This is a genomic window from Raineyella sp. W15-4 (assembly GCF_033170155.1).
Taxonomy (GTDB): Bacteria; Actinomycetota; Actinomycetes; order Propionibacteriales; family Propionibacteriaceae; genus Raineyella.
The window spans coordinates 1,831,814-1,844,038 of record NZ_CP137079.1 but is presented as its reverse complement, the minus strand read 5'-3'; the positions used below and the strand labels follow the sequence as shown (position 1 = coordinate 1,844,038).

Below are 12,225 nucleotides of genomic sequence, written 5' to 3'. Positions count from 1 at the left end.
CCTCAGTTCTCGCTCGGCACGAACTGCTCGGCCCGGATGTCGTGGGCAGGCAGCCCCAGCTCGCCGAAGCGTTCCTCGGCGGCCCGGATCATCGGCGGGGGACCGCACAGGTAGGCGACGGTGTCGGGCAGCACGTCGCCGGGGTGGAGCACCGACAGTGGGGTGCCGGCCGGCAGGTCGTCGCGGCCCTCGTTGTCCATCAGCACCGTACGCACCTCCAGGGTGGGGATGAAGGAGACCCGGGCGGCGAGCTCGTCCTCGTGGAAGAGTTCGGCCGGCCGGTTGCAGCCGAACAGCAGCAGGATCGGCGGGGTCGGCTGGACGGTCCGGAGCCGGTCCAGCATCGACAGCATCGGGGCCAGGCCGGTGCCGCCGGCCATCAGGATGGTGGGCCGGGGTGCCGGCTCCAGGACGAACCCGCCCAGCGGTCCCTCCAGATCCAGGACCTGTCCGGTCCGGGCACCGTCCCGGAGGAAGTCGGACATCACTCCCGAGGGCAGGATCCGGATCAGGAAGGTCAGCCGGAACCGCTCGTGCTCCCCGGACGCGATCGAGTAGCTGCGCCACTCCTCGGTGCCGGGCACCTGGATCCGGCAGTACTGCCCGGCGGCGAAGCCGAACTTGATCGTCTTGGGGACCTTCAGCTCCAGCTCGACCACCGTGTCGGCGACCCAGCTGAGGCGGGAGATCTTGGCCCGGAAAGCGACCGGCGGATGGGCCTCCAGCAGCGTGGAGGGATATTCCAGGTCGAACGACGAGTCGCGGAGGGCACGGGTCTGGCAGAGCAGGCGTTGGCCCGCGGACACCTCGTCCTTCGACAGCGCACTGAGCTGGCCGGCCGGCATCTCGGCCGCCCCGTCGATCAGCGTGCCGACGCAGGTCCCGCAGGTGCCGACAGTGCACTGGCTGACCAGGGTGTGGCCGGCCCGCTTGGCCGCGGTGAGGATGGCCTCCTCCGGATCGGCGTCGAACTCCCGCACCTGCCCGTCGGTGAACCGGAGCGCGATGTGACGCGGCTCGGTCGGCGGCACGGTCATCTCCGTGCCCTCCACGATCGTCATCGGAGTCGGTCCTCTCAGTCCTCGTCGAAGTAGGGCGACTGGAAGAAGCCGCGCCCGTGCTTGGCCGCCTGCTTGCGCCAGGCCACGACCGAGAAGTCCGCATCGGCGAGGACCTCGTTGTTCCAGCCGTCGAAGCGCTCGTAGTGCTCCTCGGTGGCCTCGCGGGCGAAGACGTCGTTGTTGTTGAAGTTGAGCAGGCCGAGCGGCTCGTAGAAGTTCTTGTACTTGAACTCGAACTCCTTCTTCTCGTCCTCGGTGCTGGCGTGGTCGGCGATCACCTCGAAGTACATGTGGTGGTGGTCGTCGATCGGGACGTAGAACTCGTACTGGGTGACGCCCGGGATCGGCCAGTCCTCGACCATCAGGATGCCGGGAAGCCAGAGGCTGACCCGGAACGGCTTGAACATGGTGGTGCCGCGGGCCTTGATGTCGACGATCGGGTTCTCGAACACCGGCTGGTAGTTCTCCGGCAGGTCGTAGCGGTTCATCACGCCCTTCGGCCCGTTCTCGACGTCGAGGAGCTCGGTGGCGTCGTCCTTCATCGCCTTCATCCCCAGCGGCATGGCCCGGTCGAGGGCGACCACGATCTGGTTGTCCCAGTGGACCAGCAGGTGGCTCGGATCGAGCCCGTTCTCGGCGGCCAGCCGCCAGTTGCCGTAGAGCTTGCGGCGCAGGCCACGGGTGACGATCTTCGCGTCGCGGAAGTGCGGCGTGTCGTCGTTGTCGGTGACCTTCACCGGCAGGTCGGTGTCGAGCGGCGGCGGGGTGCCGTAGTCGTCGTCACCGACGAAGACGAAGATCAAGCCGGCGACCTCCTCCGCCGGGTAGGTGCGGACGCTGACCGTGTTGATCAGCTTGTCGTCGGGGGAGCCGACGATGGTGTCGAGATTGCCGCTCTCGGCGTTGTAGGTGTAGCCGTGGTACCAGCAGGTGACCGTCTTGTTGGCGAAGCACATCGGCTTGGCCGACAGCTTCACGCCCCGGTGCAGGCACCGGTCGGAGATGGCGCGGACGGTCCCGTCGTCCTCCCTGGTAATGGCGATGTCATGTCCGCCGATCGTGACACCGACGACGCCCCGGACGGCGACCTCGTCGCTGAAACAGGCCGGGTACCAGTGATTCGCGAAGCCCCAGTCTGCCTGGACGTACGGGGCGTACTGTCGCGCGACCTTCCCTGAGTTACCGATTGCAGATTCGGTGAGAGCCACGTGAACTCCTTCTTCGGTGAAGGGGGCGCCTGTGCCCCTCGGTGGGGCACGAACTCAACGCCGTGGACACAAGCCTCAGATAGATTCCATCGAAAGTCAATAGATCATCGAGAGATGCAGATGTGTAACGCAACCGACATGCAGGTGGCACACCAGCAGCCGCGAAAGGGGATCGTGGGTCGACACACAGTCAGCCCCGGAGACCTGATCGACTCCGGGGCTGACTGAAGGCAGATGCGCCAGGTCTGAGCGACCGGCCCTCAGTCGGCCGAGGTCGGCTCCTCGAAGAGCCGGTGGGGATTGAGGATGCCGGCACTGCGCGAGCTCGAGTCGTACAGCACCGTGAGCCGGGTCAACCGCCGGGCAACCTCGGCGAGGTTCTCCTCGGCGATCTCTGCCGGGGTCATCAGATCGATCAGCAGCCGGAAGCGCAGGCTTGCATAGCGCTCGGTCCACTCCGTGCCGGCGGGGGTGGTCACGTAGTGGGCGGTGACGCCGGAGCGGATCTTCTTCACCAGGCCCACCGACACCAGCTTGCGCAGGGTGTACTGGACATTGGCCAGGTCGTCGCGATTGACCAGTCGGGCGATCGTGGTGGCATCCTTCGGCCGGTCATACATCCGGATCACGTGCAGGATGACGATCTCGTTGTACGTCAGCTCCGGCTCCCCGATCAGCAGCGAGATCTGTGTCACGTATCGCTCGAAGGCCGCGCCGGCGGCCATCAGGGTGAACTCCAGGCTGGCGAGGTCGGCCTCCGCCGGGGTGCGGCCGAGATGCCAGGATGTGGTCCCGGGAGCGGAGCCCGCTTCGGCGGAGGTGACCGGAGCGGTCGGGTTGTGGTCGGCTGGACTGGGCATGGGGTCAGTCTCTCAAACCGCCCGGGCGGCCGACGGGTCGCAGGGTCGGCGGTTCAGGCGTTGACATCTTGGGATCGAGCTATTTCCAGGAATATTACAGGTAATTACCACAGTGGTACAGCTCACTGTGTCTCGGAGAGACCCTGCAACTCGCCCTTGTGGCCACCACGAGTGAGTCTGCGGCAGCCGGCGCCACCAGGGGAGCGTCGACGCCGCCAGACCCGTGTCCCTCCTTCAGAGGGGGAGACCACGGTCCTGGACGACACTCTTCATCACGATCGTCGAGGCGACCCGGTGCACCCCGGGGAGGGCGGCCAGCCGGGTGTCCCAGAGCTCCTGGTAGCTCGGCAGGTCGGCCGCAACGACCCGCAGCAGGTAGTCGGGGTCGCCGAACAGCCGTTCGGCACGCAACACCTGCGGCACAGCCCTGACCGCCTCCTCGAAGGCGGCCACCGTGTCGGCGCTGGTCGTGTCCATGGTGACGAAGACCAGCGCCTCGAAGCCGAGTCCGATCTTGGCCGGGTCGACCTGCGCCCGGTATCCGGTGATGATCCCGGCACGTTCCAACGTACGCAGCCGGCCACTCCACAGGCCGCGTCGGACGCGCCGACCGGTTCCTGGGCCACGCAACTGGGCAGAGGCGTGGCGATCAGCGGCCTGAACCCCAAGGCGTTGCTGCTCTTTCTGGCGCTGTTGCCGCAGTTCACCGACCCGTCCGGGAGCTGGCCGGCGGCGGTCCAGATCGCCGCCCTCGGCGGGCTGCACATGCTGTCCTGCGCCGTGGTCTACACCGGTGTCGGCTCGGGCTCGCGGGCGATCCTGCGTACTCGCCCCTCGGCCGCCCGGGCGGCCAGCCGATTCTCCGGCATCGCGATGACCCTGATCAGCCTCGGTCTGGTCGCCGAGCAGCTGCTCCGACTGCGACTGCCCTGACGGAGAGGTCCGGCCGACCGGATCGACGGTGGCCGGACTCCACTCCGCGGGGTGGGCGCAGGAGCGGCAGGGTCACTCCTCGGATTCCTCGCCGTCGTCCGGGCCGATGTCCTCCTCGGTCGTATCCTCGGGGGTGCCGGAGCCCGGCTCGTCATCGGCCAGCAGCCGGTAGAGCCGGCGTCGGGTCTCGTCGATGATCGCGTACGCCTCCGTACGGGCGGCGTCGGACCCGATCAGGCCGACCTGCTGGACCGCGGCCATCAGCCCGCGAGCGGCCCGGCGCAGCCTGTCATCCTCCTCGTCGACCCAGACCTGCGGGGCAGGCGTGGCCGCGGCCGCGGCACGGCCGGCCTCGGTCAACGCGTACACGCGCTTCCCCTCGACCTCCTCGCTGGTCACCAGGCCCTCGTCCTCGAAGCTCTGCAGGGTCGGGTAGACCGACCCGGCGCTGGGGCGCCAACGGCCACCGCTGCGTTCCTCGAGCACGCCGATGATCTCGTAGCCGTGCATCGGCCGCTCGGTCAGCGCGGACAGCACCAGTAGCCGGATCGAGCCACGCCGGGCCCTCCCACGGCCGCGGCCCCGTCCGGGCCCAGGGTCGCCCAGGTCGCCGGGACCACCTCGCCGTCCCCTGCCGCCGTACCCTCCCGGGCCGTATCCGCCGGGGCCAGGGCCGCCACCCCAACCGCGCTCGCCGCGCGGGCCGGGGCCCATCCCCGGGTGGTGGTGCGGACCGCTCCCCTCCGGATGTGGTCCGCGAAGAAGCGGACCCAAGCCGTCCTGTCGACGGCGTTCGTACTTTTCTGCGGGTGACATCTCTTTCTCCTTTGTCGTGATGTCTTTCTGCATCTCGTGGTGCTCTATCACGATATATCGTGATCTGTCTTCTTTCAAGAGGTCAACGTGCTGCGGGGGTCCGGCATCGTCACCGGCACCCCTTGCTCCGCTGTCCCGGGGCGTCGTACAGTGCCTCACTGAACACTGTTCAACGGGTCGGGGCATGAGCCCCGCGAGTCGGGAGGCGCGATGATGACGACGGACAGGGCGTACGGGCCCGCCGACGCGGAGGCCGTCGCGGTGCTCGAGGACCCCGATCCGGTGGCGGCGTTCTGGCGAGCCCACCGCTCCGGGTCCGACGTCGCCCTGTCGACCTCGGGCACCAGCTCCGGCACCCCGCGGACGATCATCCGCAGCACTGGCTCGTGGGTGGACAGCTTCCCTGCCTGTGCCCGACGCCTCGACCTCGGACCCGCCGACCGGTTCTGGATCCCCGGCCCGCTGGCCGCCACGATGAATCTCTTCGCCGCCTGCCTGGCCTCGGCGGTGGGCGCCGACTGGAGCACGGAGCGGGCCGGCTGCACCCATGCGCAGCTGACTCCCGCCCAGCTGGCGTCGGTGCTCGACGGGCCGCCAACGGCCGGGCTGCGGGCTCTCGTCGCCGGCGACGGCCTGTCGCCCGCACTGAGACGACGGGCCGAGGCGGCCGGGGTGCGGGTCGACCACTACTACGGTGCCGCGGAGTTGTCCTTGGTCGCCTGGGGCCACGACGCCGCCGACCTGCGGCTCTTCGAGGCGGTAACCGCGGAAGTCCGCGACGGGGAGCTCTGGGTCCGCTCGCCGTGGCTGGCCCGCGGGATGGCCGACGGCCGCGGCTTCGCCACGGTGCACGATCTGGTCCGGCTCGACGGCGATCGGATCGAAGTGCTCGGACGGCCAGGGGCCGCCACCACGGCGGGGGCGACGGTGGAACTGGCCCCGATCGAGGCGGCGCTCCAGGCGCAGGCCCGGGGAGGGGTGGTCGTCGTGGCGGTGCCGCACGAACGTCTCGGAGAGCTGATCTGCTGTGTAACCGGCTCCGCGGACCGGGACGCGGTGCGGCGATGGGGGCGTACGCAGCTGACCGGTGCACGTCGGCCGCGACGGTGGCTGGTCCGCGACGAGCTGCCGCTCACGCCGGCGGGCAAGATCGACCGGCCCCGGCTGGTCGCGGAGATCAGTACCACGGACCGGCCGCGGCATCTGGGGGGTGTCACGGCCGGGACCGGGCAGCGCGTCGACCGGGAAGAGACCCGGTGGGAAGGGGAACAGCCGAGATGAGGGGACCGGAGGACCACCCGGTGATCGTCGACGCGTTGCGGACACCGATCGGCACCGTCGGGGGCGCCCTGCGCGAGGTGGACGCAGCGGGCCTGCTGGCTCCGGTGTTGGCCGCCCTTGCGGGCCGCTGCGAGGCGTCGATCGACGAGGTGGTGATCGGCAACATCCGCGGGCCGGGCGGCAATCCGGCCCGGGTCGCGGCCCTGCAGGCCGGACTCGACGTGGCGACTCCCGCGGTCACCATCGATCGCCAGTGCGGCTCCGGGATGGCGGCGATCGAGTACAGCGCCGCCCTGCTCGGCGGACCCCGACGGGGCTTCCAGCTCGCCGGCGGCACCCAGTCGGCGAGCACCCAGCCGCTCACCTTCTGGCCGGCGACCGGTCCGGAGGACGAGCCGCAGCAGTACTACCGGGCGCCGTTCACCGACGCCGCCCACGGCGATCCCGAGATGGGGGTGGCGGCGGACCTGCTGTCGGCCGAGCGGGGCATCGGTCGGGAGCGCCAGGACGCGTACGCGGCGCGTTCCCACCAGCGGGCGGTGACCGTGGCCGCCGCGGGGACATTCGCCGACGAGATGCTGTCGGTGGCCGGCCTGGACCACGACGAACGCCCCCGGGCGGGGTTCACCCCGCAGCGGCTGGCCCACTTCCGGCCTGCCTTCACCCCGGACGGGACGGCGACGGCGGCCAACAGTTGCGGGATCAACGACGGAGCGGCAGCCGTGCTGATCTGTGACGGCAGGACCGCCGCCGAGCGAGGTCTGCACGGTCTGCGGGTGCTGGACGTGGTCAGCGTCGGGTGTGCGCCGGATCGTCCGGGCTGGGGCATCGTGCCCGCGGTCCTGCGGCTGGCGGAGCGTACGGGTGTCGGACCGGACGAGGTGGACGTGCTGGAGTTCAACGAAGCTTTCGCCGGGCAGGTGCTCGCCTGCCTCGACGCGCTGGGACTCGACGAACGGCGCAACTGCCCGCAGGGCGGGGCGATCGCGCTGGGACATCCCTGGGCGGCTACCGGCGCCGTCCAGCTGACCCGACTGTTCACCCAACTGGTCCGGGACAACATCACCGGAGCCCGGCTGGGCCTGGCCGCTATCGCGATCGGCGGAGGGCAGGGGAGCGCGATGCTGGTGGAAGCCGTCTGATACTGGCCGCCAGGATCCTCTTCCGCACCGCGCGGACCGGCTTCCGCTCCCGGATCAGGAGGCGGCACCACCGGTCCCGGCACCCACTCCGGCCTCACGGGCACGCAGCACCGCAGGCATCACGTCGTAGAGGGCCTGGACCACGCCCCGCAGCGCCAGGGCGACCGGGCGCCCGGTGTCGGTGAGCCGGTAGTCGACCCGCTGACCGGAGCGTTCGGTCCTGGCGACCAGACCGTCGGCCGTCAGCGTTGCCAACGTACGCGACAACATTCGATCGCTGATCCCGCCGACCAGTCGGGCGGTCTCGGAGAACCGGTGCGGGCTGTCGAGGAGAGCGACCAGGACGAGCGCCGACCATCGGTCGACCACATCGTCGACGAGCGACCGCGACGGACAGGCGTGGTCGAAGACATCGAAAGGGCGCTGCATGCCGGGCCTCCGGGGGTGACTACTGACCCGAGTATAGTGCTTACTGTTTGTAAGTACTGATCGAAAGGAAAGCTCATGTCTCTCGCTGTCACCGGTGCCACCGGTCATCTCGGCGGCCTCGTCATCGACCACCTGATCGCCCGCGGGACGCCGGCCGACCAGCTGGTCGCCCTCGTCCGTGATCCCGCCAAGGCCTCCGGACTGGCCGATCGGGGTGTCCAGGTGCGGACCTTCGACTACTCCCGGCCGGACGCCTCGGCCCTCGCCGGGGTCGACTCGCTGCTGCTGGTCTCCGGCACGGACTTCGGCCACCGGATCGCCCAGCACGCGGCGGTCGTGGATGCCGCCCTGGCCGCCGGCGTCGGACGACTGGTCTATACCAGCGCTCCCCATGCCGACGCGTCGATCAACCCGGTGGCACCCGAACACAAGGCCACCGAGGAGTACCTGGTGGGATCCGGGCTGCCGTACGTCATCCTCCGCAACGGGTGGTACCACGAGAACTACCTCGCCGACCGCGACGCGGCGGCACGGAGCAACCAGGTGCTGACGGCGTCCGGAGAGGGTCGGGTGGCCAGTGCCTCGCGCAGCGATCTCGCCGAGGCCGCCGCGGTCGTGCTGGCCGGCACCGAGACCGGGCGTACGTACACCCTGACCGGTGACGTCGCCTGGAGCTTCGACGACCTGGCCGCCGATCTGGCCACTGTGCTCGACCGCGAGGTCACCGCGACGTACGTGACGCCGGAGGAGAAGACGGCCGCCCTCACCGCGGCGGGTCTCGACGCGGGCCTCATCGGCTTCGCCGTGGGGGTGGACCGGGCGATCGCCGCCGGTGAACTGGGCGATACCACCGGGGAGCTGTCCGGGCTGATCGGGCATCCCACCGCACCGATCATCGACACGCTGCGCTTCCGGGGCTGACCCGACAGGCCGGTCGAGCCGGCGGGCGCTGTCGCGGTGCTCACCGGCGAGTGGCCGCGCCCGTCCGGGCGGTCGCCGGCCATCGCTCGCCGGCCAGGAGCGTCTCGATCACATCGGCCCCGTTGACCGCGCCGGGCATCGTACGGATCGCGGCGCCGAGCCGGGCTGCTGACCGGCGGTGCGGGCCGTCGGCCAGCAGTTCGACGATCACCGTCCTGAGCTGCTCGGTGCCCGTCCGGGGGGAGACGACGCGCCCGGCACCCGCCCGCTGCACCGAGGCGGCGACCATCGGTTGGTCGACCAGCGGGTGCAGCGGCAGGAGCACAAGCGGCAGGTCATGGGCCAGCGCCTTCATCGTCGTGCCGTGCCCGCCGTGCCCGACGACCAGCGACGCTCCCGGCAGCAGCTGCTCGTGCGGGACGAACCGGTGCACCTCGTGGTTCGGTGCCGTCCGCAACACCTCGGGATCGACCTGCGGTCCGGTGGTGACCACCACCCGGGCCGTTCAGGTAGGTGCCCGCGCCGGGTCAGCTCCCCGGCGAGTGCAGTGGCGGGCGGCACGTTGCCGCCACCGTCCCAGGTGATGACGAGGATCTCAGACATCTCGGCGCTCCTCCACGAGCTCGGACTGAGGGTGGGTCGGCGTCTCGGCCGGTCCGGGGTGCGGGTGGGCGGCCAACACCGCGTCCACGAGGTCGCGCAGCCGCCGCTCGGTGACGGCCCGGGAGTGGCCGCGATCGAGTCGCAGCAGTTTCCAGGTGTAGACGTCGGTGGCCACGACCAGCAGGTCAAGGACCGCGGCGTCGTCGGTGGCGGGGGCGAACGCGTCGCGCACCCAGGCACGGTGCAGCGCCTTGTCCCGATCGTTGACGGTCCGGGCGATGGCGTCGTGGTCCTCCTGGGCGAGCATCAGCAGCGAGGAACGCCCCCGGTGCTCGTAGTGATCCATCACCACCCGGACCGCAGCGGCCACGTCGCCCGGTGGCGTACGCCGCTCGTCCTCGGTCTGCGCGAGACCGGTCTCCAGTGCTTCGGCGAACAGGCGGTCGCGACTGCCGAACTGGCGCAGCACCGTCTGCACACTGACCCCGGCCCGTTCGGCGACGGAGTCGAGAGTGGTCTGGGCGATGGGCCGTACGGCCACCAGGGCGACCACGGCATCGAGAATCCGGCGGCGAGTGGCCTCGACCGCCTGCGCCCGGGCGCCCATGGTGTACTTCCGAGTCTCTTTCATGTCAGCACTAGTTCACACCAATAAAGTATTGGAGTCAATAGATACCACCGTGAAATTCTGGCCCGACGGGCGCGGCGGGACCACGAACAACGGCATCACCACTGGTCTGATGTGATCTTCCTCACAGTGAAGGTCCGTCTTACCCTGGAAGGGCCGATCGGGCGACGGTCGCCCGACTCCGCAGGAGGAGGACTCCATGCTCGGCACCATCACCCCCGTTCCCACGCTGGCCGTCAGTGACCTGGCCCGCGCCCGAGGCTTCTACGAGGGGGTCCTCGGCCTCCTGATCGCCTCCGAGGGCGACCAGGGGATCAACTACACGACGGGATCGACCCAGGTGCTGGTCTACCCGTCGTCGTTCGCCGGCACCAACAAGGCGACCGCCGTGTCGTTCCCGCTGGACAAGGACGCGTTCGACACCGAGGTCGCGGCGCTGCGCACCAAAGGTGTGACGTTCCAGACGTTCGACCTGCCGGAGGGCACCTGGACCGATGGTGTCGCCTCGTACGGTGACGATTTCCGGTCCGTCTGGTTCAGCGACCCGGACGGCAACATCATCAACCTCGAGACCGGGATGTGAGGCACCTGGCGAGGAGGAAGGAGAAGGCCTGGGTCAGCGGGCCCGGACGAGTCCGGTGAGGCTGCCCCAGGCGATGGTGTGGTCGGCGATCTCGTCGAGCACGTGCTGGCTCGACTCGCCGCGGAGACGGCGGTCCACCGCGTGCACCGCGAAGATGTAGCGGTGGGTCCCGCTCGGCGGGCACGGCGCGAACCATCCCGGAGTGCGTGCGCTGTTGGGGAGTTCCCGGCTGCCCGTCGGGGCGGCGCCCTCCGGGAGTCTGCCGTCCCGGGGCGCGATCCCGGTCACCAACCAGTGCAGGAACGTGCCGTGCGGCGCGTCCGGGTCGCTCACCACCAGGGCGAGTTCCACCGCGGCAGCGGGTGCTCCGGCCCAGGTCAGCGCGGGGGAGAGTCCCTCACCCTGGCAGGTGAACCGCGCCGGGATCGGGCCGCCGTCGGTGAACGCCGGGCTGGAGACCGTCATCGTACGGGTCAGTCGTGGCTGTGGGACCTTCATGGCTCCTCCTCATCGGACACACCACCCCAGTATCCGACCACCTGCCGACGGCGTCAGGTGAGAGGCCGCCCGGCGCGGCCGGGCGGCGACCCCGGGCTGCGCCGAAAGACCAGCCGGACGACCATCGCCGCGGCCCGTTCCAGGTTGTCCTGCCCGGTCGCGAGGGCCTCGGTGAGGTCCATCACCCGCGGCAGGATCGGGACCAGGGCGAGTACGCCGTGTTCCAGCAGCAGGTCGGCGTCCGGGGCCACCCGGCCCGCGAGGATGACGGTGTCCACGCCCGCCGCGCGGGCGATCGCGGCCACCCCGGCCGGGGCCTTGCCGGCAAGGCTCTGGGCGTCGACGGATCCCTCGCCGGTCAGCACCAGGCCGGCCCCGCGCACCGCATCGGCGAGCCCCACTGTCTCGGTCACCAGCTCGATGCCGGGGCGCATCCGGGCGTGCAGACGGTGCAGCAGCGCATAGCCGAGCCCGCCCGCCGCCCCGGCGCCTGGTCGCCCCGCCACGTCCGTGCCACCGTCCAGTCGCGACAGTCGCGCGAGCAGGGCATCCAGGACCGGCACATCCTCGGCGGTGGCACCCTTTTGCGGACCGAAGACGGCCGAGGCACCGTCCGGCCCGCACAGCGGGTTGGCGACATCGCAGGCCACGTCCACCTCGACGGTGCCGAGGCGCGGATCCAGCCCGGAGGCATCGACCGTCGCGACGGGGCGAGCCCGGCCGGCGTGGGGGAGAGGCGCCGGTCCTCGGCGTCCAGGTAACGGACGCCGAGGGCATCGAGCAGTCCGGCGCCGCCGTCGTTGGTGGCGGAGCCACCGAGGCCGATGACGAGGCGGGTGGCCCCGGTGTCGAGGGCGGCCGCGACCAGGCACCCGACGCCCGCGGTCGACGACTGCCAGATATCCCGCTCCGGGGGCGCGATCTGCTCCAGCCCGGCGGCTCGGGCCATCTCGATCACGGCCAGGCCGTCGTCGGTGAAGGCGAACTCCGCTCTGACGGGCCGACCGAGGGCGTCCGGCACCTCGACCTGGATCCGTCGGGCATCCAGCGCCACCGCCAGCGACTCCAGGAATCCTTCGCCGCCGTCGGACAACGGCACCTGGACGATCTCCGCCTCCGGCAGGACCCGCCGTACGCCGCGGGCCATCGCCGCGGCAGCCTCGGCCGCCGACATGGACTCCTTGAACGAGTCGGGGGCGCAGATGATCCTCATGGTGACCATCCTCGGGCTTTTACTCCTCGGCCGGGCAGACCTCGCCGAG

The 12,225-nt window shown here is 70.5% G+C and carries 14 protein-coding genes and 1 pseudogene; 5 read left to right on the top strand and 10 right to left on the bottom strand.

What is annotated here, in order from left to right:
• Positions 1–2: 2 nt before the first annotated feature.
• The 4 genes from R0145_RS08625 to R0145_RS08610 all read right to left on the bottom strand — a co-directional run bounded on the left by R0145_RS08625 (position 3) and on the right by R0145_RS08610 (position 3,759).
• On the bottom strand, positions 3–1,061 hold the full coding sequence (locus tag R0145_RS08625) for a 2Fe-2S iron-sulfur cluster binding domain-containing protein (RefSeq protein WP_317839971.1): 1,059 nt from the start codon (positions 1,059–1,061) through the stop codon (positions 3–5).
• A 14-nt stretch (positions 1,062–1,075) separates the two neighbouring features.
• Positions 1,076–2,269 (bottom strand): Rieske 2Fe-2S domain-containing protein, encoded by a 1,194-nt coding sequence (locus R0145_RS08620; RefSeq protein ID WP_317839970.1) that lies wholly within the window; start codon positions 2,267–2,269, stop codon positions 1,076–1,078.
• A gap of 260 nt (positions 2,270–2,529) precedes the next feature.
• Positions 2,530–3,129, bottom strand: coding sequence for a winged helix DNA-binding protein (locus R0145_RS08615; RefSeq protein ID WP_317839969.1), 600 nt, complete (start codon positions 3,127–3,129; stop codon positions 2,530–2,532).
• Between the two features lie 234 nt (positions 3,130–3,363).
• Positions 3,364–3,759, bottom strand: coding sequence for an Lrp/AsnC family transcriptional regulator (locus tag R0145_RS08610; protein ID WP_317839967.1), 396 nt, complete (start codon positions 3,757–3,759; stop codon positions 3,364–3,366).
• Between the two features lie 12 nt (positions 3,760–3,771).
• On the opposite strand from R0145_RS08610, the gene R0145_RS08605 reads away from it, so the two are divergent.
• Complete coding sequence (locus R0145_RS08605) at positions 3,772–4,062, top strand: LysE family transporter (protein ID WP_317839966.1); 291 nt, start codon at positions 3,772–3,774, stop codon at positions 4,060–4,062.
• Between the two features lie 72 nt (positions 4,063–4,134).
• Here the strand turns inward: R0145_RS08605 and R0145_RS08600 are convergent, their stop codons facing one another.
• The gene (locus R0145_RS08600) at positions 4,135–4,599 is read right to left on the bottom strand and encodes a PadR family transcriptional regulator (protein WP_317839965.1); all 465 of its coding nucleotides are present in this window, start codon (positions 4,597–4,599) and stop codon (positions 4,135–4,137) included.
• Between the two features lie 489 nt (positions 4,600–5,088).
• On the opposite strand from R0145_RS08600, the gene R0145_RS08595 reads away from it, so the two are divergent.
• Together R0145_RS08595 and R0145_RS08590 are read left to right on the top strand one after the other, a co-directional pair.
• A complete protein-coding gene (locus tag R0145_RS08595) occupies positions 5,089–6,159 on the top strand; it encodes an o-succinylbenzoate--CoA ligase (protein WP_317839964.1) in 1,071 nt (356 codons plus the stop codon).
• On the top strand, positions 6,156–7,301 hold the full coding sequence (locus R0145_RS08590) for a thiolase family protein (RefSeq protein WP_317839963.1): 1,146 nt from the start codon (positions 6,156–6,158) through the stop codon (positions 7,299–7,301). Before R0145_RS08595 ends, R0145_RS08590 begins: the two co-directional genes overlap by 4 nt.
• A 54-nt stretch (positions 7,302–7,355) precedes the next feature.
• Here R0145_RS08590 and R0145_RS08585 read toward each other — a convergent pair whose 3' ends face one another.
• Positions 7,356–7,730: a helix-turn-helix domain-containing protein gene (locus R0145_RS08585; RefSeq protein WP_317839962.1), complete on the bottom strand. Its 375-nt coding sequence runs from the start codon at positions 7,728–7,730 to the stop codon at positions 7,356–7,358.
• A 75-nt stretch (positions 7,731–7,805) separates the two neighbouring features.
• On the opposite strand from R0145_RS08585, the gene R0145_RS08580 reads away from it, so the two are divergent.
• Positions 7,806–8,651: an NAD(P)H-binding protein gene (locus tag R0145_RS08580; protein WP_317839961.1), complete on the top strand. Its 846-nt coding sequence runs from the start codon at positions 7,806–7,808 to the stop codon at positions 8,649–8,651.
• Between the two features lie 40 nt (positions 8,652–8,691).
• On the opposite strand, the gene R0145_RS08575 is transcribed toward R0145_RS08580, so the two are convergent.
• Both R0145_RS08575 and R0145_RS08570 read right to left on the bottom strand, forming a co-directional pair.
• Positions 8,692–9,144 (bottom strand): nucleotide disphospho-sugar-binding domain-containing protein, encoded by a 453-nt coding sequence (locus R0145_RS08575; protein WP_317839960.1) that lies wholly within the window; start codon positions 9,142–9,144, stop codon positions 8,692–8,694.
• Positions 9,145–9,246: 102 nt separating this feature from the next.
• Complete coding sequence (locus R0145_RS08570) at positions 9,247–9,885, bottom strand: TetR/AcrR family transcriptional regulator (protein ID WP_317839959.1); 639 nt, start codon at positions 9,883–9,885, stop codon at positions 9,247–9,249.
• Positions 9,886–10,081: 196 nt separating this feature from the next.
• Here R0145_RS08570 and R0145_RS08565 point away from each other — a divergent pair, with 196 nt between their 5' ends.
• Positions 10,082–10,465 (top strand): VOC family protein, encoded by a 384-nt coding sequence (locus R0145_RS08565; RefSeq protein ID WP_317839958.1) that lies wholly within the window; start codon positions 10,082–10,084, stop codon positions 10,463–10,465.
• Between the two features lie 33 nt (positions 10,466–10,498).
• Here R0145_RS08565 and R0145_RS08560 read toward each other — a convergent pair whose 3' ends face one another.
• Together R0145_RS08560 and R0145_RS08555 are read right to left on the bottom strand one after the other, a co-directional pair.
• A complete protein-coding gene (locus tag R0145_RS08560; RefSeq protein WP_317839957.1) occupies positions 10,499–10,963 on the bottom strand; it encodes a YbhB/YbcL family Raf kinase inhibitor-like protein in 465 nt (154 codons plus the stop codon).
• 53 nt (positions 10,964–11,016) lie between these two features.
• Positions 11,017–12,176 (bottom strand): annotated as a pseudogene (locus tag R0145_RS08555) (glycerate kinase).
• Positions 12,177–12,225: the final 49 nt, after the last annotated feature.

Coding starts and splice junctions, on each gene's coding strand:
- R0145_RS08615 (WP_317839969.1), bottom strand. CDS start 3,129: ATGCCCAGTCCAGCCGACCACAACCCGACCGCTCCGGTCACCTCCGCC.
- R0145_RS08585 (WP_317839962.1), bottom strand. CDS start 7,730: ATGCAGCGCCCTTTCGATGTCTTCGACCACGCCTGTCCGTCGCGGTCG.
- R0145_RS08580 (WP_317839961.1), top strand. CDS start 7,806: ATGTCTCTCGCTGTCACCGGTGCCACCGGTCATCTCGGCGGCCTCGTC.
- R0145_RS08595 (WP_317839964.1), top strand. CDS start 5,089: ATGATGACGACGGACAGGGCGTACGGGCCCGCCGACGCGGAGGCCGTC.
- R0145_RS08570 (WP_317839959.1), bottom strand. CDS start 9,885: ATGAAAGAGACTCGGAAGTACACCATGGGCGCCCGGGCGCAGGCGGTC.
- R0145_RS08560 (WP_317839957.1), bottom strand. CDS start 10,963: ATGAAGGTCCCACAGCCACGACTGACCCGTACGATGACGGTCTCCAGC.
- R0145_RS08565 (WP_317839958.1), top strand. CDS start 10,082: ATGCTCGGCACCATCACCCCCGTTCCCACGCTGGCCGTCAGTGACCTG.
- R0145_RS08590 (WP_317839963.1), top strand. CDS start 6,156: ATGAGGGGACCGGAGGACCACCCGGTGATCGTCGACGCGTTGCGGACA.
- R0145_RS08625 (WP_317839971.1), bottom strand. CDS start 1,061: ATGACGATCGTGGAGGGCACGGAGATGACCGTGCCGCCGACCGAGCCG.